Raw genomic sequence first — 21,580 nt, 5'->3', positions numbered from 1 at the left:
TCCCTCCTTTGTTCAATCACGCAATCCAACTAAGTTCAAGACTTCTAGTCCTACTTCCGGTTGTGCCAAGTGCCTAGTGGGCACAAAATCACCGTGATAATCCGAGCCCGCAGTAATTAAGAGGTTTTCCCGCTGACAATGTTCCACCAATAGTTGGGTATCGCGCAAGCTATGTTCCGGATGATAACACTCAAAACCATCTAGCTTTTGAGTCGCAAAAATATCCAAGGCACGTTGCAAACCCTGTCCATGAAAACTACTGCCAGCATGGGCTAAAACAGCAGCACCGCCCGCTTGGTGAATTACTGCAATCACTTCGCTCGGACTTAAAAAGGTTGGAAAGCTCAAACCATTTTGAGCGGTAAAAATCCGTTCAAAAAAATCGCTTACACCAGTGCACAACCCCTTGGCCTGCAAATAATTCAAGGTTTTCCAGCCACCTAAATTGCGCGGCCGTTCGTAAGCTTGATATTCGGCTAAATCCACTGCCCAACCCAGTTTTTTTAAAATTTCAATTGTTTCTTGATCTTTAGTGCTAAGCAATTGCTGATTATATTGCAGCAACTCTTGTAGCCCCTTATTTTGCAAATCAAAATTATAAGCCAAGATATGAAAACTTTCTTTATGCACACTAGAACAAATTTCCACACCGCTAATAACTTCAATATTAGCTTGTTTAGCTAAGCTTTGTACTGCCGCTACATTATCAATACTGTCATGATCACTAACTGCCAACAATCCGATACCTTTGGCCTGCGCTTTCCGAATTAGAGTCACAGGGTTATCACAACCATCAGAAGCATCCGTATGTATATGTAAATCTACAATCATGGTTTATCCTCACATTCTGCTTTGCTACAATCACCGTCACACTCTACATGATGAAAGCCACAAGCACATTCTGCGCTCCCGCTCTGTAAAAGCAGCGTATTTTTTTGAAAAACATTGGCGCACAAAGTCGTAATAAAGAAAGCTGCAACTAACAAGAGTACAATCATTCCCCCCGGCGCTAAATCCCAATAATAAGAAGCTGTTAGACCTAAAAGTACCCCTAACAAAGAGTACACTGTCGCCCAAAGCATTGTGCGACTAAAACTCCGAGCAATTTGCAAGGCACAAGCAACGGGAATAACCAGTAAAGCCGAGACCAAGAGAATGCCCACCACTCTCATCGCAATAGCCACATTCAGTGCTGTAAGAATGCTCAAAAGTAAATTTAATCTATTTACCGGCATCCCACTTACCCGGGCTGAACTTTCATCAAAAGACACATATACCAACGGTCGGTACATTAGCAAAACAAACAATAAATTTAACAGCCCCAATCCCGCAACCCAATATAAATCTTCACTACTTACGGTCATAATACTGCCAAATAAAAAACTACTAAGATTAAAGCCCCCAGCTTGCGGTAAGCTGGATAAGACTACCGCAATACCCATCCCCGCATAGAAAAATATTGCCAAAATCATTTCCGAAAACTCAGCTTTTAAAGAGCGTACCCGTTCAATCGCTAAAGCGCCTAAGGTCGTAAATAAAGCGGCACTAGCCACAGGCTTATAGCCCAAAATCCAACCAGCTACAACACCCGCAAAAGCAATATGCCCTAAACCATCACCGATCATTGATTGTCGTCTCACAACTAGAAAAACGCCAATCAACGGACAACTTATCGCGACAATCAAGCCTGCCAATAAAGCTCGTTGCATAAAATCAAAACTCAGTATCTCCATTATTGCACCTGTCCCTGATAATAATCGGTATGTTTTTTATTTTGGTGTTTCAATACAGCTTGCGCCTTTCCATAAAAGCATACGCCGCGATCTACACATAAGGCAGAACTAGCCACTCGCGCTGTAAGTTCTAAATCATGCGAAATCATCACAACCGTACAACCAGCTTTATTCAAAATCGCCAAGCGTTCATATAGTTCGACCTTCGTCTGGCTATCAATTCCCGTAGCGGGTTCATCTAACAATAATAGTTGCGGTTTTTTCACTAAAGCCTTGGCCAAAAAAACCTTCTGTTGTTGTCCACCTGACAAATCCCCAATACGTCGTTCGGCTAAAGTTTGCAAGTCAAATTCAGTCAATACAGCATCAATCGCTTGCTTGTCCGTTTTGGTTAAGGCGGACCATAGACTATTAGCGCGCAAGCAACCCAAGGCAATTACTTCGCGCACCGTAATTGGAAAACTTTTTTGTTGCCGTGCAGGATTTTGAGGTACATAACCAATTTTTTGCCAATCTTTAAACATAGTTATCGGTTGACCAAATAAATACACGTGCCCTGCTGTAGGCGGATAAATATTGGCAATCAAGCGTAATAAAGTTGATTTTCCCGCACCGTTGGGCCCAATTACCGCTACAAAATCACCTTCCGTAATTTGAACACTTATATCTTTAAATAACCACTGTTCACCATAAGTAAAACCAACTTTTTGTAAGTTGATAACGCCCATAATTATTTATTCTCCAAAGCAATTTTTAAATTAGCAATATTTTGACGCATTAATTCTAAATATGTTACTTTTTTCTCTTGCTGTGTTTTAGTTAGGCCTTCCACAGGATTTAATACCAAAGTTTTAACCCCAGCTTCAGCCGCGATTGTTTGCGCAACTTTAGGACTTACTAGTTCTTCAAAGAAAATATATTTTATTTGCTCTTTTTTAACTAGATTAATTAAATTTGCCAAAGCCTGCGGCGTTGGTTCTACATTAGGTGTAATGCCCATAATTGCAATTTGGTGTAAATCATAACGTTTAGCCAGTGAACCAAAAGCACTATGTGTTGTCACAAAAGCATCTTGTTTGGCTTGAGCCCGCATTGCTTTAAATTCTTGGTCTAATTTATTTAATTCCGCTTGGTAAGCAGCGGCATTTTTTTGATAATACTCTCTGTTCGTTGGATCTGCAGCTTGTAAAGTTTCAGAAATCGCTGCTACTTGTTTACTAGCTAAAACTGGATCTAACCAAACATGAGGATCAAAGCCGCCATGGTCATGTACATGACCAGTTTCATGCTTATGCTCTTCGTGTTTATGTTCATCTTTGTGTTCATCATGTTGATGTTCCTCATCTAATTTCACAAACAACCCTTTACCCGCTTGTAAAATTTTCACAGGTTTATCTTTAAGACTTTGCTCAACCTTATCTGCCCAACTCTCCATACCACCGCCATTATATACAAACACTTGTGCTTGAGTAATTGTTTTCATATCCGTAGCACTTAATTCGTAGCTATGAGCCTCAACTCCTGCCGGAACCAAAGTATTCACTTGAACTTTTTCCCCGCCTACAGCTCTAACAAATTCAGCTAAAGGATAGATACTTACCGCCACTTGCACTTTTTTAGTCGCTGGCGTACTCTGTTTACTCGCACAACCTGTCATTAACAACATACTTACTGCTAAAAATAAAAGCAAAATTCTTTTCATTTCTTCACCCCTTAAATTTTCTCTAAAAATAAATAAAGACCATCGCAAAGCTGTTTTTCGCAAAATCTGCAAAAACACATGAACAACTTGGTCGCAGGCTAACCCACAACCAAGTATTGTTCACATGTGTTTTTTTGCCAAAACCTGTTTGAAATAGTCTTTAGAATATTTACCCTGTACCCACTTATCTAAGCTTGTATATCAATACTACTTCCAATATGTGGCCGTACACTTTGCTCCATGGCACTACGGCTATCTTGCATTAGCTCCACAACCCCAGCGGCCTGTTGCGCATTAAAATCCATTGCCTTTCTGGTCAAGGCAACATCCACAGCTCCAGCTGTTTGTATAATGCTAGTTCCCATAGCTACACTTGCCAAATCCATGTTTATGCACCTCACTTTACTGCCAAAATACCTAACTGCTCTCGAGCAATTAAATAAATCGCTGATTTTATTCTACCATTAAATATATCGACTGATTTGTAAATTTCTTTAATAGACTAATCTTGTATACAGGATTTATTATAGCATATCTGCTCTTGTACCGCAATTAATTCACTGAAAAATTTACTCTAACTGTAACATTATATCTTCCCATTCTGCGAGCAATTGTGCTAAGAGCGTTTTTATGTTTTCGTGTTCAGTTGCCAGTTGCAAACTCTGTTCTAAATCAATGTGATTCTCTGGCAAGGCCATTTTTAGTTCCAAAACCATCAATAAAGCTTCTTGTTCGCGAATACTTAACTCGACTTTCTCCAGTCTTTTTTCCAATTCATAAGGACTTTTGCTTCTTTTCACGGGACCTTTATTCTTTTTAGCTAAATTTTCGTCAGTGTAAACTAACTCCTTTGAAGTTTGGGGTGCAACTGATTTAGTGCTAGTCTGTTGCTCAATATTTTTTTGTTTTTGTTCTTTGTAGGCGGAATAATTGCCTTGATAGTCTTGCAATTTGCCGTTTTCAATTTCCCAAATTCTTTCAACCATCTCATCAAGAAAATAGCGGTCATGGCTGACTACCAACATACTCCCATCAAAAGTCCGCAAGGTTTCTTCCAAAACTTGTCTAGCTAATACATCTAAATGATTTGTCGGCTCATCTAGCACTAAAAAATTAGCGCCTTGTAACATCAATTTTAATAAAACCAAGCGAGCCCGCTCACCACCTGATAAGGTGGCAATTGATTTATAAACATCATCACCCGTAAATAAAATACTCGCTAAATAATTCCGCGCCTCCCCCTCGGTACTTACACCCATCTGCATTAACTCTTCTAACAAACTATTAGTTAAATTTAAATCTTCATGTTCTTGCGAAAAATAAGCCACTTGCACCCGGTTGCCTAAGCTAATTCGCCCCTGCAAAACTGCTAGTTCCCCCATAATGCTCTTAAGCAAAGTTGTTTTTCCAGCACCATTAGCACCAATAAGGGCCACTTTTTCGCCCCGCCGTAATAACAGCTCAACTTTTTCTAATAATGGCGCATCATAGCCAATACTAACATTTTCCAATAGCAAAACTCGCTCGGCACACATCGCCGCCGCCGGTAATTGCAATTTAATATTTTTAAGATTATCAGGTTTTTCTACCCGCACTAAACGATTTAACTGAGATTGACGACCCCGAGCTTGCTTACATTTTATCCCCGCTTTATAGCGACGAATATATTCTTCCGTCTCTTGAATATGTTCCTGTTGTTTGGCATACGCCGCCTGTTGACTAAGTAACTGCAATTCATATTGTTGACTATAAGCACTAAAATTACCTCGGTAAGTTTGTAATTTCGTATTTTGCAGCAACATAATTTTAGTGGTGACCTTATCCAAAAAATATCGATCGTGGGAAATTAAAAGTAATCCCCCATTATACGCCCGCAAATATTCTTCCAACCATTCAATCATCTGAATATCCAGATGATTGGTGGGTTCATCTAAAATCAACAATTCCGGTTGACGAATTAAAGCTAAAGCCAAATTAATCCGTGTCTTTTGTCCCCCCGAAAATTCTTCCACCTCTTTGGTAAAGTCAACATCACTAAAGCCTAAGCCATAAGCTACTTTTTTTACCAAGCTCTCATACTCATAGCCGGCTAAATGTTCGTACTCATGCACAGCCCGCTCATAAGCCTGAATATATTCCGGTTGCTCTGTTGGCGGACTTTTAGCCACCTGCTCCTCCAAACGAGCCATTTCAGTCCGCAAAAACAAAATTCGCTCTTGTGCGGTAAGTAACACTTGCCATAGGTTGCCTGTGGGACATTGCGCGGCTTGTTCTACATAACCTACAGTCAGCCCACTCGTAAAGCTAATTTGACCAGCGTCAGGCTCCAGCTCTCCCAACAAGCACTTAACTAAGGTGCTTTTGCCCATGCCATTTGCCCCAATTAATCCGACCTTGTCGCCTTTATCTATAAAAAAACTTACATCTTTGAAAATTTCTTGAACCCCAAAACTCTTAGCTAAATTTTCTACTCTTAACTGCATACTTCCTCCACTACAACTTCTTTCAAACTAGTTAGATATTTTACTATATCCAGCCCAAATATACAAGTAGCAGCGCGTGCCTCAGCAATTTTTCCTTAGCCATAGAGTCCACTTAATAACCAAAACTACCCTTAATTATTAGCGCGCTGAACTATTAAAACCCCGTATTTATAAAAAGCACTTAGTGTCCCTAAAGTTTTCGGTATTAATATACATATTTTGCATCAAACCCAACTAGCCAAATAATGTTTCCAAATCGCTTTGCACTTCCATTAACAATCATTTCCAACACCTTATTTTACTGAAACAAGACTACTTTCTTTATTTCTAGAGTGTTTTTTATTTTCTTAGTAATATCTCGCTAATTTTTATATTGTATTTTTAAAAATTTCTCTTGCATTATTATTCTGCTTGTAATATAATAAGCTTCATTAAAAGACTATAAACAAGGAGTGAATCTTATTATGAAAAAACTAATTTTAATTATTAGCTTACTCATGCTAGCCCTAGCTGTTGTCGGCTGTGGTGGTGGCGAGAAAAAAGCTGCCGACGGCAAAGCCGCCGTTAAAGTTCTAAAAATCGGTACTAACCCTGATTTTGCCCCATTTGAATTCCAAGATGAAAAAACTAAAGATTATGCTGGTTTCGACATGGATTTAATCAAAGCCTTAGCTAAACAAGCTGGTTACGAAGCAAAAGTTACCAGTTTAGCTTTTGATGGTCTATTACCTGCACTTATGGCGGGCAATATTGATGTTGCCATCTCTGGCATGACGATCACTAAAGAACGGGCTGAAAAAGTATTATTTACTGACCCATACTACAAATCTGGTTTATCAATCATTACTAAAACTAGCAATACAGCCATTAACAATCTTAAAGATCTAGAAGGTAAAAAAATAGCTGTACAAATCGGTACTTCTTCCGCAATGGCAGCAAAGAAAATTGCTAATGCTAATGTGCGTGAATTTAACAATGTTTCCGATGTCTATATGGAATTAAAAAATGGTGGTGTAGATGCCGCAATTAATGATTTACCAGTAAACCAATATTATATTAAAACTGCCAACAATAAAGAATTGAAAATCGTCGGTTCAATTCTAGAAGCTGAAGACTACGGTATCGCCCTTGATAAAAAGAACACTGAAGTGCAAAAGAAATTAAATGCCGCTTTAGCAGAACTTAAGAAAAATGGCGAATATGATAAAATTTACGAAAAATGGTTTGGCAAACAAATTAAATAACTTCCCAATAACTAATAAAACAACTCTGTAAAATATGCTGTGTTGTGCGAAAACTTTTTGCATAGCACAGCATATTTTTTATATAAAACAAAGGTTGCAAGTTCGAGAATATTTCTCCGACTTACAACCTTTTTCTTATTAATTACTATTTTTGCAAAATAACATAATGATTTTTTATCGAGTATAATAAGGCTTGAGTTCGATCGTTAACGCCTAATTTTCTAAAGATATTAGTCAGATGATTTTTAACTGTTTTTTCGCTTAAAAACAAAGTATCTGCAATTTCACAATTTCTTAATCCTTTACCAATAAGCTGCATAACTTCTAGTTCACGAGGCGTAAGTTTAATCTTCTTACTCCGTTTGCCCTTTTTCTTTTCCTCAGTAGTTGTTGGTCCGACCCGCATCGCTTCATTAATGATTTTCTTAGCTAAAGTTGGATGAAAGAAAGTTTCACCTTGCATAACATTATTAATTGCCATCACCAAAATCGACGGTTCTACATCTTTTAAAAGATAACCTGCCGCACCTGCTTGCATCACTTCTAAAACATAACCTTCATCATCATGAATAGTTAAAACTATACAGCGCGTATTATAACCGCCCTCAGAAATTCTACGCACCAATTCAATGCCATTAATTTTCGGCATATTAATATCTACTAACACAATATCTGGTTTATGCTCTTTAACAAAACGCAAAGCTTCTTCACCATTGCCAGCTTCCCCAACAACCTCAAAGTCGCTTTCCATTTCTAAAACATTTTTGATACCTTCCCGTAAGATCTTATGGTCATCAGCAATTAAAATCTTAACCACTTTCTTCTGCCTCCTTGCAAACAACAGCATTAATAAGTCCAAATTTTCCTATTGCGAGTTTTTCACCTGCTTCCTTGCAAGACAAAACTCATACCTACGACTATTATACCATTAGTTATTTTATTTGCAAAATATCATTCTCCATATATAATGTATACCTACTGCCTAAGTCACAGTTATGACACCTTAGCTCTCAGCCGCCATGAGCGCGCAAATACTGTTTATAGACCTCTACGCCTGGTTGATCAAAAGCATTAACGCCAGCTAATTCTGCCTCATAAGCAATACTTAACATATAAAAATACATCAAATTACCTAGATAGTACATATCTAAAACTGGCAAGTTAATTGTTAAACTAGGACGATTGGCACTAGCTAAAGCTTGAGCATTCGCCTGTAATGCTTGTTTATTTAAATTATTTAAACTTAGGCCTGCATATCTAGCAAAAAACTCCTGTTGCATGAACACCTCAGGTACTCGCACTTCTATACTCTCATGCGTGATTTGAATAAATTGCACCAATTTATTCGCTAACCCTTCTTGATGTTCTTGAGTTTGAGCATGCATGTCCGTGCTACCAATAGCTACAACTGGCGTCCGACTATAAGCTGTTCCATCCGCACGCTTTTTACCTAAAGACTCGGCTAAAAGCTGAACATACCATTCCCCTAAAGCTTTTAAGTTAGGACTGTAAGGCATAAAAACCTCAATAAATTTGCCATTTTTTTGAGCAGCTAAATACTTCAAAGCGGCATTTAACCAAGCAGGATTTGCCCAAATATCTGCATTTTGGCAAGCTAAAGCCATATCACATGCCCCTTGTAAAAAACTATTAATATCCAAACCTAAAATTGCCCCAATTAACAACCCTGGATCTGTAAATACACAGAACCGCCCGCCAATACCAGTTGGCACCCGAAATACTTCCCAACCCCATACCTGAGCTAGTTCTTCGAGTGGATTGGGCGCTTGAGCATCAGTCTGAGTTAGGACTGCAACTTCTAAATTAAGGACATCGGCATAATCAGCAAAGGTAGTATATAAATTCATAAAACCAGTAATGCATTCTAAAGTCGTCCCCGATTTAGAGGTTACTAACAAAGTTAGAGTATAGCGTTTTTTATATTTAAGTACATAAGCTTGAGCTTGGCGTAATAATTCCCGTAATAAACTTTGCAAAGCCGTTGCTGATAAACTATTGCCGGCAAAATAAAGTTTGGGTCGACCAAAACGTTCTCTTGCCGATAAGCCATTCCAATATTCATCCACTAGGCTTTCAAAAATAACGCGCCCCCCTAAGTAGGACCCCCCTACCCCTAAGGAAACTACAGCTTGCACTCGATTTTGCATATTTTGCGCATAAGCTTGCAATTTGGCTATACTAGCGGGAGTATTTATTTTCCCAAACTTAACTTCCGGCATCTGGGTAAATAAAACCTGTTGTCCATAAGTGGAATTTCCTGTCACTGTAAGTTCTTGCACCGCTTGATGCGCTGCTAACAGTTGTTGCTGATATTCAGCGAAATCGCTCTCTTGCAATCGTTCTGCCCCAAACATATTGGTATAATCAACACTAAAACCCGAAGCTAAAGTCAAAATTCGTTGCATAAATATCCCTCCACAACCGCTATTTACAATGCCATTGCCAAGCTGAACTAATAATCTGCTGTAAATCACTATGCTGCAATTGCCAACCTAATTGTTGCTTAGCTTTATTCACACTAGCCACCAAGCGCGCTGGATCGCCAGCACGGCGGGGGCTAATTGTATAGGGAACTACTAGCCCTGTAACTTGTTCAACCATTTTTATAATTTCTAAGACACTAAATCCCGTCTCCGTCCCCAAATTATAGACAGCCGATTGCTGCGTTTGCACCATCTTTTCTAAAGCTAAAACATGGGCTGTAGCTAAATCCAGCACATGGATATAGTCCCGAATACAAGTACCATCAGGAGTTGGATAATCATCGCCAAAAACTTGTAGGGCTTTATGTTTTGTGACCGCTTGCAAAATCAGCGGAATTAAATGCGTTTCCACAGGATGCGCCTCACCGATACTAGCATCTAAACTAGCTCCAGCCGCATTAAAATAGCGCAGTGCCGTATATTTTAAATTATAGGCTTGAGCGTAATCTGCTAGGCTCCACTCAATGGCCAATTTAGTCCGTCCATAAACATTAGTAGGCTGACAAAGCGCCGTCTCGGTGATTGGCAAACTCGTTGGTTCACCGTACACTGCTGCGGTAGAGGAGAACAGCAAATACTCTACACCCGCACCTTTCATGGCATTTAGCAGGCTTAACGTGCCCACAACATTATTATTATAGTACTTTGCTGGATCCTGCATACTTTCTCCGACTAAAGAACACGCGGCAAAATGTACTACCGCATCAATTAAATATTCGGCAAAAATATGGCGCAAAAAATCACCATCACGAATATCGCCCTCAAAAAAATGTATATCCTCAGGCACCGCTTCTAAATTACCCGTACTTAAATTATCATATACAAAAACCTTATGGCCGCGCTCTCGTAAAGCTTGCACCGTATGTGCGCCAATATAGCCCGCGCCACCTACCACTAATACGTTCATCTTCTCGCTCCCAACAACTTTATTATTTCCTGGAAAAGCTCCAATCTATTTGCTTAAGTAAGCAAATACAATGGCACAATTGCCCCTTTTCTAAGCGCCACTAGCAATTTTTCAGGCTCTTTTAGTTTTTCTTTAATAACCCAAGCCGCTTTTTAATTAGCCCCAAACAGCAACCGTGGCCTGTAACTTATTGATACTTCGGCAATAATTCCCGCAAATAAGCTAAAAACTTATCTTTTAGCTCGGGACGTTTCAAAGCAAACTCTACCGTAGCCTCTAAAAATCCCTGTTTATCACCCACATCATAACGGCGGCCAAAAAAATTATAAGCATACATCTCTTGTAATTCCGCCAATTTAGCCAAGGCATCGGTAAGTTGGATTTCGCCCCCACTACCTGGTTGCGTTTCTTCTAACAAAGCAAAAATCTCTGGATTAATAATATAACGCCCTAAAATTGCTAAAGTCGAGGGAGCTACTTGTTGGGCTGGTTTTTCTACTAACCCTTGCACCCGCCACACCGCAGCGTTTTCTTGCGCCCCGGGGCTAACAATCCCATAACTAGACACCTTATCCGGCGGCACATTTTGCACCCCTAGCACACTTTTACCATATTGTTCATAAACATCCATTAGTTGTTTTAAACAAGGAACCGTTGCATCTACGACATCATCACCTAACAGTACCGCAAACGGTTCATTACCGACAAATTGTTTAGCACATAGCACCGCATGGCCTAAGCCTTTGGCTTCTTTTTGGCGAATATAATGAATCGGAATATTAGAAGTCTCTTGAACTAATTTTAATAAGTCTTCTTTACCTTGTTTTTCCAGGGTAAACTCCAGTTCAATCGACCGATCAAAATGATCTTCAATAGCCCGTTTACTGCGCCCCGTAATAATAAGAATTTCTTCAATGCCCGAAGCTACGGCTTCTTCAATAATATATTGGATAGTTGGTTTATCTACAATCGGCAACATTTCCTTCGGTTGCGCCTTAGTTGCTGGTAAAAACCTTGTACCTAAGCCCGCCGCTGGAATTATCGCTTTTCTTACTTTATTCATTTGCCACCTCATAAACGCTTATTTTAATATAATTATACCAGTTTCAGATTTTTTTTCCTAGCCAAACTAATTTTCGATACTTTTAGAAAGCCCATTTATCATAATCTGCTACTAAAACACAGCGCAAACTTAACTAACGAGCATTTAAAACTTGTTGCGTTATTAATTTCAAGTTTGCTATTTGTTAGTTTCTAAAAAATATTTGTTATTATTACACAACTTATGCGCCTCTGCAGTTTTTGTAAATACCAAGACAGTTTGCAGCAGTCTTTCTGATAAACAACCGTAATAGAGAATTTTTGTATAGCTTTAAACTTTCCCAAACCAGATGCCTAGCACATGGTTTTCTTCAATGCAAAAAGCGACTCCGAATAAATTCGCAGCCGCCACTATCTTCTATACACCTAGACACGCTGATAAATATCATCAAAACGCACAATATCATCTTCCTCTAAATAATCACCACTTTGGACTTCAATAATTTCTAGCGGCAATTTCCCAGGATTTTCCAAACGATGTTTGGCCCCAATCGGTACAAACACACTTTGATTAGTTTCTAACAAACAAACTTTCTCGCCAATTGTTACCAAGCCAGTACCAGCTGTAACAATCCAATGCTCACTACGATGATAATGTAATTGCAGGCTAAGTTTCGCGCCTGGATTAACCACAATTTTCTTCATTTTGTAGCCCGCGCCATTATTAAGCACTGTATAGCTACCCCAAGGGCGATATACAGTAGTTGGCTCATCGGCTTCTTTACGTTTAGCGAGCTTTAACCGATCCACCACTTGCTTAACTTTTTGTGACTCACCTTTACGCGCCACCAAAATAACATCGTCAGTTTCCACCACCAAAATATCTTCTAAACCGACACCCGCAATCAAACGGTTTTTGCTCATGAGCATACTATTAGTGCACTCCACCAAAGTGCAGTCACCCTGTACTACATTGCCAGTTGCATCTTTCTCGGAAACTTCATACATCGCATCCCAACAGCCAATATCACTCCAACTACAAGTAAGGGGCAACATTACAACCTGCGCAGATTTTTCCGCCACCGCATAATCCAAAGAAATATTCGGAGCCTGCGCAAAAGCGCCTAACAATTCCGCTAAGCTTAACTGACTTTGTTGATATAAAGCGGGCATATGTTGTTGTAACTCTTGATAAAAAGTCGCAATATTAAAAGCAAACATCCCGGAATTCCAAAAATAGTTTCCCGCTTGTAAATAGGCCTCGGCCACCGCCAATTCTGGTTTTTCTTTAAAAGACTGTACTTGATAAGCATTTTGATAACTAGCACCGGCTTGAATATAACCATAACCAGTTTCTGGTTTATCTGGCTTGATACCAAAAGTTACGATTTTATTACCCGCAGCTAAATCGCAAGCTTCTTGCAAACTCGCTTCAAACAAGTTTTGTGGCCGAATTAGATGATCAGATGTCGAAATAAACAAAACTTCTTGCGGTGTACAATTCAATTGACTCTCACAAAATTTTGCCGCCAATAAAATCGCCGGCGCAGTATTGCGGGCTTCAGGTTCAAGCAAAATATGCACTTGTTCCAGCTTATTAGCAATTAACTCCCCCCGTACTTGTTCGGCATAACGTTCACCTGTAACCACCACTATATCAGTTTGGGGCAAAGTGTTCGTAAAGCGTAAAATACTTTGCACTAACAACGAAGTGTCGCCAAATGCTTTTAAAAATTGTTTGGGGTAGTTACCTCTAGATAAAGGAAATAGACGTGTTCCGCCGCCACCTGCTAAAATAATAACCTTCATAACCAACCTCTTTTCGCTTGAGTAAATTTGCTCTTTACTGAATATTATCCTAATAGTTACCTGCAAAATTAGTTACCTGCGACAACTTAACTGTAAACATTAGCTGGCCTAAGTAACACAATTCCGCACAGACGCTGACTAGTTCTGCGCTAACTAAAATAACTAGCTGCCAGCCAACATCATTCCAAGCTTAATTGCCTTAACTTACAAATTTAGGCCTCGTCGCCACCAATAAGGGCTAAAACTTCCGCTGTTTTTTCAGCTAGCAATTGTCGATCGCCCCGCGTCTCTAAATTCAAGCGAATTACTGGCTCGGTATTCGAAACGCGTACATTAAAGCGCCATTTCGGAAAATCCACGGCAATCCCATCAATGTATAAGCCTTGTTTATCTGGATCATATTTAGCTTGTAACTCGGCCAGCACTGTACTTGCATCCGCTACCCGCCGATTAATTTCCCCGCTACAAGGGAATTTAGCCATCCGCTCTGCCACCAAACTTTTTAAACTGCGGCCGGTTTGGCTCATATATTCTAAAACTAATAGCCAAGGAATCATCCCACTATCCGCATAAGTAAAATCTTTAAAATAGTGATGCGCCGACATCTCGCCCCCATATAACACTTCTTCACGACGCATAGTTTCTTTCATAAAAGCATGCCCGCCTTTAGAAATAACTGGTTGTCCTTGAAGTTTTTCTACAATCTCTAATGTATTCCAAGTCAAGCGGGGATCATACATAATTTTTGCCCCAGGTTGACGCTGCAAAAATACTTCCGCTAAAAACCCTACCAAGTAATAACCCTCAATAAATTCCCCATCCGCGGCAAATAAGAAGCAGCGGTCAAAATCGCCATCCCAGGCAATACCTAAGTCCGCCTGATGTTCGACAACTGCGCGTGCCGTTACTCCTTGATTTTCTACTAACATCGGATTGGGAATGCCATTTGGGAAACTGCCATCTGGTTGATGATTAATTCTAACTACTTCAAACGGTAAAGTTGCCGCTATTTGATCAAAGACTGGTCCCGCACAACCATTACCTGCATTTACAACAATTTTCAAAGGTTTCAAAGCCTGTGTATCTACAAAGCTAAGAATTTTGGCGCGATAAGCAGGCATAATATCTACCGTCGCATATTCACCTTGTTTATCTTCCCCATCTTCTTGAAATTCTACGACCAACTTTGCTAAATCTTGTAAGCCCGTATCACCCGAAATCGGCACCGCCCCAGCGCGCACCAGCTTCATGCCGTTATAATCTTGCGGGTTATGACTAGCTGTAACCATAATGCCCCCACAAGCTTGAAGATGCGTAGTCGCAAAATAAACCATCTCCGTACCACATAAGCCAATATCCAAAACTTTCGCTCCAGCGGCCCGCAAGCCTTTAGTTAAGGCTGTACATAGGCTAGCGCTAGATTCGCGTATATCCCGCCCGACAACTACGGTTTGTGCCGCATATTTGTCCACAAAAACCCGTCCTAAAGTATAGGCTAATTGTTCATTAATTTCACTCGGCACACGCCCCCGAATATCATAGGCCTTAAAAGCTGTTGTTGTTAACATAAAATCACCTTACTTTCCTTTATTTGGCATACTCATACATCAAATAATTTGCCAGCGCATCTTCTTGTAAATTATTGGGATACGGATTATCTAGCTTAATATTAAAATTCTTTTCCTCTGAGAAATAGTAGGCTTTGCCACCAAAATAGCCCAAAGCAAAGGATTCATAAGCGTCACGTTGCAATAAATCCCGCCCGACATAACTAGCACTTGGGGTAACCCCTAACAAATATAATAAAGTCGGCGCCAAATCAACCTGACCAGCATACATATTGCTCGCTAAACTATCTAACGGCGTTAAATTCTTGCTGATAAACAGCAAAGGAATAGGCGCAATACTTTGCGAGTTATTTTTATCAACTAATTCTTTATACTCTCCGCCTGAATGCGGATTATGGTCACTAGTCAGCACCACTAAAGTTTGTTCATCTAATAAGCCTTCTTGCCTTGCAGTAGTTATAAAGTTCCGTACGCAACTATCTACCCAATGCATGCCCCGCACAGTTGCATACTTGCTATCGCGTACTGCGGGCGGTAGATTTTCATAGGTTTCTCCATAATAGGGGTAAGGCTGGTGCATATCTAAAGTTTTCACTACTAAAAACAACTTGCCATCCTCTTGCTTAGCCTGGCGTAAAAACTCTAAACCTTCTTGATACATCACATCATTATGAAAACCCCAACCTGAAGCACCTTTATAACCTCTGGTCTCTAAATATTCCCGGGAATAATATTCATTCATGCCAAATTGTTCTGGATATTCACGCAACTCATTCGCATAATATTTACTAGAAGCATTTAAAAAAATATTGCGATAGCCCGCCGCATTTAACTGGCGATATATCGTAGGCCGCGCTTTGCCAGGAACATCGGCGTCATAAATATATTGCGAACGAAAAGTAGCATTTAACCCTTGAGTCGTGGGAATCGCACTAGAATAATAATTATCCAAGCGCGGATAGTTAGCTAACAACTCATCAATAAACGGTGTAGCCTCGGCAGGAATTTTTTTATTGTAAAAATGGAAATAATCGCGATGCACAGACTCCATTACCAGCAGCACTACCCGCTTATACTTGGCTACTGTCGCTGGACGTGGTGTCTCATCAGGGTAAATATATAACCCTGCTAATTGCTGTAAATCTTGTTCACTCAACTTACGTTTTGCAGTGCCATTACCAACTTTTAGCACCTTATCCGTTTTAAATAAACCTTTTGCTACTAAATTAATATTAACTGGAGTACTGACCATATCGCGATACTCTTGGCGCGTTTGTTCTAGTTCTACTTCTAAACCCAAGCCTTGCACCTGATCTAGTAGCTTATAGCTAACAAAAGAAATACTTTTATTAAGCAAATTAAACACCAAGAAAAAAGCAACTACCGCAAATAACGAATAGGTAAAGTTCGGTTTAATTTTAGTAAGCTTGGGCAGGCGAAACAAGGGAAAAACCAGCAAAACTAAGGCAGCGACAAGCAATAATTGACCAAGTTTTAAACTAGAATATACCCCTTCTAAAGAATAAATATTTATATTATCAAAAAACACACTTTGTACATGTGTCGAGGTATTGGCAAAATACAGACTATCAATTAACAAGGCAAATACGGTAAATAAATAAGTGAGAAAATAAGTTATTTGCCAAGTGCGACTTTGCCAGTGATGATAACAAATACTCACTAGTAGCAGCAAGAAAATATTATTTATCAACCCTGTTAACAGCGCAATAAACGTTAAAAATCCCAAGTCTAACTCGATCATATGGATTATATGGGCAGCACTTAATAAATAACCCCCACCAGCAACCACCACAGGAAAATAACGAACTAAACGGTCGGGAATACGTTTGCGGTTACTATACAAAAAGCGTACGCTCCCGAGCAATAATAAATCCCGCAAGCCCACGTTCACAACCTTAAACCAGAATTCGTTCTCGGGAAAGGGCACAATCGGCAAATAAAAATAATAAGCCCAGACAATTTCGCACAATAACAAAACCGCAAACCCTAAATATAGCCATTTTTTTGGCTGTTTTTGCATTTTTTTCATTTGTTAAGACTACCACCTAACCGTTAAAATTAACTGCATCTTGCCCCAAATACCTGCCCTAAATGCAATGTATACATTCCCATACATTTTACCATAATCTGTAATTTGTTAACAGCTAGATTTCGGCAAATTGGGCAAAAGAAATAACCCCAGACATAGCTGAGGCTATAAACTTTCTAATAACTTTTCATATTGAGCAACCACTAAAGTTTTTTCATATTTTTCAGTAAACACTTTTTTAGCATTCTCCGCCATTTGCAATTGAGTTTTTTTGTCCAAAAGTTTTGCAACTGCTCTTTCCAATGCTACTAAATCTCCATGTGCCACAACAAAACCACAATCTGCCTCGACTATTATCTGTGCCATTTCGCTTTCAGGCTCACTTATACAAATAATTGGCTTACCTAATGATAAATATGTGTAAAATTTACTAGGAACTGCTAGTCCAGTCAAATTTTTTTCCAAAGAAACTACAAAAGCACTTGCCTGTTGCATTTTCCGTAAGTATTGCTCTTGTTCTAAAAAGGGCGAAAATTCAACATTTGTTAATGCTAATTTTTCGGCTTTTGCTTGTAAGGAATCTCGTTGTGCGCCAGCGCCTATAAAGCAAATATTGATATCAACCATGGAAACAGCCAAATCCAACAACATCTCTAAGCTGTGAAACTTCCCCATATTTCCAGAATATATTAGTTGAAACTCATTTCCTGGAGAACAACTTGGACAGTTAACTTTTTCAGCCCAGTTAGTAAACACAACTATTTTATCGGCGTTTACCAAATAATTATCAATTAAATATTGTTTCATATCACGACCTAAAACAATTATTTTATCGGCTTTAAGAAAAACAAAATTATTTACTACCAATATAACTTTAGCCATAAGGCTGTTAGGTCTTGTTGCGCCCATCTTAATTGCTATGTCTGGATATAGGTCATGTATTAAATAGATAAACTTCCGCTTACCTTTTAATATTGCTGGCAACAATGGCATAATTGGCGGATTAGACACACTAATTAAAATATCTTTATTTTTATGCAACCCTGTTTGTAAAGTGTAAAAACATGCTTGCATAAAAAACATCAGATAATTAAAAATACGTCCTAAAGCTTTGTTTTTGTCTTTAAAATTTTTAAAAACCCTATGAATTTCTACTTTTTCCCAAACTTCATGCGCTGCTAAAATTGTATTTTTACTATCATTATGAATTTGGCGACTGCTTAAAGCCGTTACCGCAAAGCCTTTCCTTGCTAAATATGAAAATAATTCAGCCAAAACCTTCCCCGTTCCAGTTTGATCTGGATAAAAAAACTGTGAAAACACCAATAATTTTTTCAAATTAACTCTCCTACCTAACATCTCGCAATAATATTTCAAATAACTCACGCCAGTTTTTAGCAAAAGGTTCTTCGTTTTTTACCATCGCTATTTCTGTTGCAAAGGTTTTGTCAATTACCAATTCTTTTAATATTGACGCCAACTTTATATAGTCATTTTCCGGGAAAAATTGTACTCGCTCATACCCTGATAAAGTCTCGCGTGCATATTCTTTGTCAACTGCAATTATTGGTTTTTCCGTACTGGCAAACTCTGATAACGGCATACCCCATGTTTCTAATTTAGACGGAAAAATCATCCCTGTAACCTGGCTATAATATTCAAAAATTTTACTCCGTGGTTGCAAACCAATAAATCTTAGTTTAGGATTGTGTCCATATTTAGTAACTATTTTCTTGGCATAAGCATTTTCCGTACCATCAATTGTTATTAATACCTTTATATCTATATCTTTTAAACACTGTATTGCCTCGCAAATAACTTCAATATTCTTGTATACACTAGGTAATGTCGGATAAATAAAGGTATTATTAGCTAACTCTGAATCAACTTGCTCAACTAAAATCAGCTCTCGACAAGGATGCGCAACTATAATATTGTTTAATTTAAAAAGCTCTTGAAATTTATGCCGCATCCACTCTTGTTGCACAATTATATAGCGATTGCTATATATATTAATTCTATATAAAAACTTATAAAACAAGGTAAATAATGTTACCTTAAAATCAATAAAATAGTCTTTATAAGGCATTTTATAGAAAGGCGCAGAATTATGACAATATACTGCTTGAAAATCCGTTTTAACTAAAGGGGACATATCATGTAAGGATAACCAGAAATAAATATCTTTGTCTTGAGAGTATTTTTTAAACCAGCGATATTCATAATAACAACGCCAAAACCAAGAAGTTTTAGCCTTAGGACATTCTATAAATTCAAAGCGCTGGTCAAATTCTGCAAATAATTCTTTGCGATGTACAAATACCGTGATTTTATAAAGATCTAAATATTTAGTGGCTTCTAGCAAACAATCCTTGAAAACAGACAGCATTCCTCCCGCTACTATATTCACTCCGGAAATAACAATGTTCTTCATATAATCCCAGCCTTATATCTAATTCTACCTTTTATAAAATAATAGCCTTCAAGCAACAATCCACTCAGTAAAACTGATATTAACAATTTTACTTGCCAATAATTTTGTTTTAAGACCTTCTCTACAATAATATGAGCAATATTATTTGTATAAACATGTAAAATCATAATTTGCAAGGAATGCTTACCTAAATAACTCAAAATCGGAAAACGTCCTCGTAGCAATCTATCAATAATTTCCACTAAATTAAAAATAATTACTATATTTAATAAAGCATAAACTATACTAATTATTTTATTGTCATATAAACCCATTTGAATATTGGTATCCGGAATAGGCAAGTTTAAAATCGCTAATAAGGCAACGATACTTAATCCGCGAACCAGAACGATATTATTTTCAACTTGCTTATACAAATATCCTAGAAAAACATACAAACTTGCATCTAAACCAGCACGTATCCCTAAGTAATTATGAAACTCGAATTTATATAAGCTCGCTATAACCAACAATAAAATGTAAGCTACCCAGCTATTCCTAGAGTTAGATCCCCAAACAAAAAAACTTTTTGCCCAAAATAATGCTGGTAAAAACCAGAGTACAAAGCCATAGTGAGCAATCGGAGCGCTATTGGCATATAAAAATGTATCAACTAGCATTTCTTGCCAAGTTAGCATTTCTCTTGCTAAAAAATAATTACGTAAACTCGCCAAAAGAATCCCTGCGATATTGGCTAGCACAAATATCCTAAAATATTTTTTAGCATAATTTGCTATAACTGAAAAACAGTTTTGATAATTATTTTTCAATAAATAGCCTGCTATAAAGAAAAATAACGGCATATGCCAAGAATATATATATTTTGAATAAGGATTACCAATATGCCCTAAAACAACAGCCAGAATCCCAATCGTTTTTACTAGATCAATTTTATCAATTCTAATATTCACTATAACTTACCTAGCCCTCTTGCAATTATTTCCGCCGATTTCAAAGGGCTATTAGCTCGTGATATCGCCAAAGACCTTTGCGCGAATAACTCTAAGTCTATTTTATCTCTAACAATTAAACTTATTCGGTGTTTTAATTCAGATAAATTATCCGGGTTAAAAGTAAGCCCATTGAATCCTGGTTGCACAATGTCAGGCACACTACCACATCTCTCTGATATCAACACCGGTAAACCTAAAGAAATAGCTTCGTCTACTACTAGTCCCCACGTTTCCGATAAACTCGGCAACACAAAAACTTTACTAACCAAATAGTATTGTGGCAAAAATTCCTGTTGCACAAATCCTGGCATAATAATATTTTTTAGCCTAAAAGCATTTATCAAACTTCGCAGTTCTGTTTCTTGTTTACCACTACCAACTAAAATTATACCCCATTGTTCTTCAATTCCTAATTCTTTCACTGTCTCTGCATATGCTTGCAAAAACATTCTAATATTTTTTTCAGGCGAAAATCTCCCCACATAAATAAAATATTTCCGCTTGGGAATGTTTAATTTACTATACAATTCTTCTTTGCTTGCCTCGTTATGATATTTTTGTAAATATTTATCATACAACGTTTTTTCAACACCGCCAACACCTTTCATAACCACTATTTTAGTGTCTGCTAGCCCTAATTTACAAAGATATTGTCGATGTTTTTCTCCTGCGGCAATAGCTAAATCACAAACTGAAAAAAATATTTTTTTAACAACCTCTTTAACGGCATTACGCTGATGATCCTGTTCTTGCGACTCCATGATAACCACAAATTTCACATTGTGGACTAGTCTCCACAACCAAATTAACCAAAATGCCAAGAGATCGTAACCGCCGACAACTATTGTCTTTGGTCTATGTTGGCACAGATATTTAAAAACTTGTATACTAAGTTTTACTTGCGATAACTTTTCTAACTTTACTTCATTTAACACTGCATATTCATACTGAATCTTATCTCTATCAACTAACCACTCACGCTCACCTGCTGTATTAGTACAATATATAACTTTTAAATCTCCCTCCAACAAGCTATTAAGTTCATTAAATAGCAATGTTTTATACGGGGAAATAATATTATGAAACAAATGTATTTTTTTCATTTATTTTCTC

General features: G+C 38.1%; 18 protein-coding genes. 1 reads left to right on the top strand and 17 read right to left on the bottom strand.

Features of this window, described 5'->3' with window-relative positions; all coding sequences use genetic code 11:
• Positions 1–12: 12 nt before the first annotated feature.
• The 6 genes from SUCMO_RS0102155 to SUCMO_RS0102130 form a co-directional block, all read right to left on the bottom strand.
• Positions 13–831, bottom strand: coding sequence for a PHP domain-containing protein (locus SUCMO_RS0102155; protein ID WP_019878789.1), 819 nt, complete (start codon positions 829–831; stop codon positions 13–15).
• On the bottom strand, positions 828–1,733 hold the full coding sequence (locus tag SUCMO_RS10190; protein WP_019878788.1) for a metal ABC transporter permease: 906 nt from the start codon (positions 1,731–1,733) through the stop codon (positions 828–830). Before SUCMO_RS10190 ends, SUCMO_RS0102155 begins: the two co-directional genes overlap by 4 nt.
• Entirely contained in the window at positions 1,733–2,461 is a 729-nt protein-coding gene (locus SUCMO_RS10185) for a metal ABC transporter ATP-binding protein (protein WP_019878787.1), read from the bottom strand. Before SUCMO_RS10185 ends, SUCMO_RS10190 begins: the two co-directional genes overlap by 1 nt.
• Positions 2,462–2,463: 2 nt before the next feature.
• Positions 2,464–3,435: a metal ABC transporter substrate-binding protein gene (locus SUCMO_RS0102140; protein WP_019878786.1), complete on the bottom strand. Its 972-nt coding sequence runs from the start codon at positions 3,433–3,435 to the stop codon at positions 2,464–2,466.
• Positions 3,436–3,623: 188 nt separating this feature from the next.
• The gene (locus tag SUCMO_RS0102135) at positions 3,624–3,821 is read right to left on the bottom strand and encodes a YjfB family protein (RefSeq protein ID WP_019878785.1); all 198 of its coding nucleotides are present in this window, start codon (positions 3,819–3,821) and stop codon (positions 3,624–3,626) included.
• A 183-nt stretch (positions 3,822–4,004) separates the two neighbouring features.
• The gene (locus SUCMO_RS0102130; protein ID WP_019878784.1) at positions 4,005–5,918 is read right to left on the bottom strand and encodes an ABC transporter ATP-binding protein; all 1,914 of its coding nucleotides are present in this window, start codon (positions 5,916–5,918) and stop codon (positions 4,005–4,007) included.
• Between the two features lie 464 nt (positions 5,919–6,382).
• Between SUCMO_RS0102130 and SUCMO_RS0102125 the strand changes: the two genes are divergently transcribed.
• Complete coding sequence (locus tag SUCMO_RS0102125) at positions 6,383–7,162, top strand: basic amino acid ABC transporter substrate-binding protein (protein ID WP_019878783.1); 780 nt, start codon at positions 6,383–6,385, stop codon at positions 7,160–7,162.
• 145 nt (positions 7,163–7,307) lie between these two features.
• Here SUCMO_RS0102125 and SUCMO_RS0102120 read toward each other — a convergent pair whose 3' ends face one another.
• From SUCMO_RS0102120 to SUCMO_RS0102070, 11 genes are all read right to left on the bottom strand, one after another.
• Positions 7,308–8,009, bottom strand: coding sequence for a response regulator (locus SUCMO_RS0102120; protein WP_033297050.1), 702 nt, complete (start codon positions 8,007–8,009; stop codon positions 7,308–7,310).
• Between the two features lie 163 nt (positions 8,010–8,172).
• Positions 8,173–9,588: a hypothetical protein gene (locus SUCMO_RS0102115; protein WP_019878781.1), complete on the bottom strand. Its 1,416-nt coding sequence runs from the start codon at positions 9,586–9,588 to the stop codon at positions 8,173–8,175.
• A gap of 19 nt (positions 9,589–9,607) precedes the next feature.
• Entirely contained in the window at positions 9,608–10,573 is a 966-nt protein-coding gene (galE, locus tag SUCMO_RS0102110) for a UDP-glucose 4-epimerase GalE (protein ID WP_019878779.1), read from the bottom strand.
• 187 nt (positions 10,574–10,760) lie between these two features.
• Positions 10,761–11,636 carry a UTP--glucose-1-phosphate uridylyltransferase GalU gene (gene galU, locus SUCMO_RS0102105; protein WP_019878778.1) on the bottom strand — a complete coding sequence of 292 codons (876 nt, stop codon included), beginning with the start codon at positions 11,634–11,636 and terminating at the stop codon, positions 10,761–10,763.
• Positions 11,637–12,040: 404 nt separating this feature from the next.
• Positions 12,041–13,423, bottom strand: coding sequence for a mannose-1-phosphate guanylyltransferase/mannose-6-phosphate isomerase (locus tag SUCMO_RS0102100; protein ID WP_019878777.1), 1,383 nt, complete (start codon positions 13,421–13,423; stop codon positions 12,041–12,043).
• A gap of 212 nt (positions 13,424–13,635) precedes the next feature.
• Positions 13,636–14,991 carry a phosphohexomutase domain-containing protein gene (locus tag SUCMO_RS0102095; protein ID WP_019878776.1) on the bottom strand — a complete coding sequence of 452 codons (1,356 nt, stop codon included), beginning with the start codon at positions 14,989–14,991 and terminating at the stop codon, positions 13,636–13,638.
• A gap of 19 nt (positions 14,992–15,010) precedes the next feature.
• A complete protein-coding gene (locus SUCMO_RS0102090; RefSeq protein ID WP_019878775.1) occupies positions 15,011–17,041 on the bottom strand; it encodes an LTA synthase family protein in 2,031 nt (676 codons plus the stop codon).
• A gap of 165 nt (positions 17,042–17,206) precedes the next feature.
• The gene (locus SUCMO_RS0102085) at positions 17,207–18,379 is read right to left on the bottom strand and encodes a glycosyltransferase family 4 protein (RefSeq protein ID WP_019878774.1); all 1,173 of its coding nucleotides are present in this window, start codon (positions 18,377–18,379) and stop codon (positions 17,207–17,209) included.
• Positions 18,380–18,389: 10 nt separating this feature from the next.
• Positions 18,390–19,475: a glycosyltransferase gene (locus SUCMO_RS0102080; RefSeq protein ID WP_019878773.1), complete on the bottom strand. Its 1,086-nt coding sequence runs from the start codon at positions 19,473–19,475 to the stop codon at positions 18,390–18,392.
• Positions 19,472–20,425: an acyltransferase family protein gene (locus tag SUCMO_RS0102075; protein ID WP_019878772.1), complete on the bottom strand. Its 954-nt coding sequence runs from the start codon at positions 20,423–20,425 to the stop codon at positions 19,472–19,474. Before SUCMO_RS0102075 ends, SUCMO_RS0102080 begins: the two co-directional genes overlap by 4 nt.
• Entirely contained in the window at positions 20,425–21,570 is a 1,146-nt protein-coding gene (locus SUCMO_RS0102070) for a glycosyltransferase family 4 protein (RefSeq protein WP_019878770.1), read from the bottom strand. The genes SUCMO_RS0102075 and SUCMO_RS0102070 overlap by 1 nt, the downstream gene beginning before the upstream one ends.
• Positions 21,571–21,580 lie beyond the last annotated feature (10 nt).

This window comes from Succinispira mobilis DSM 6222 (assembly GCF_000384135.1).
GTDB lineage: Bacteria > Bacillota > Negativicutes > Acidaminococcales > Succinispiraceae > Succinispira > Succinispira mobilis.
This window is presented reverse-complemented; position numbering and strand designations above follow the sequence as displayed.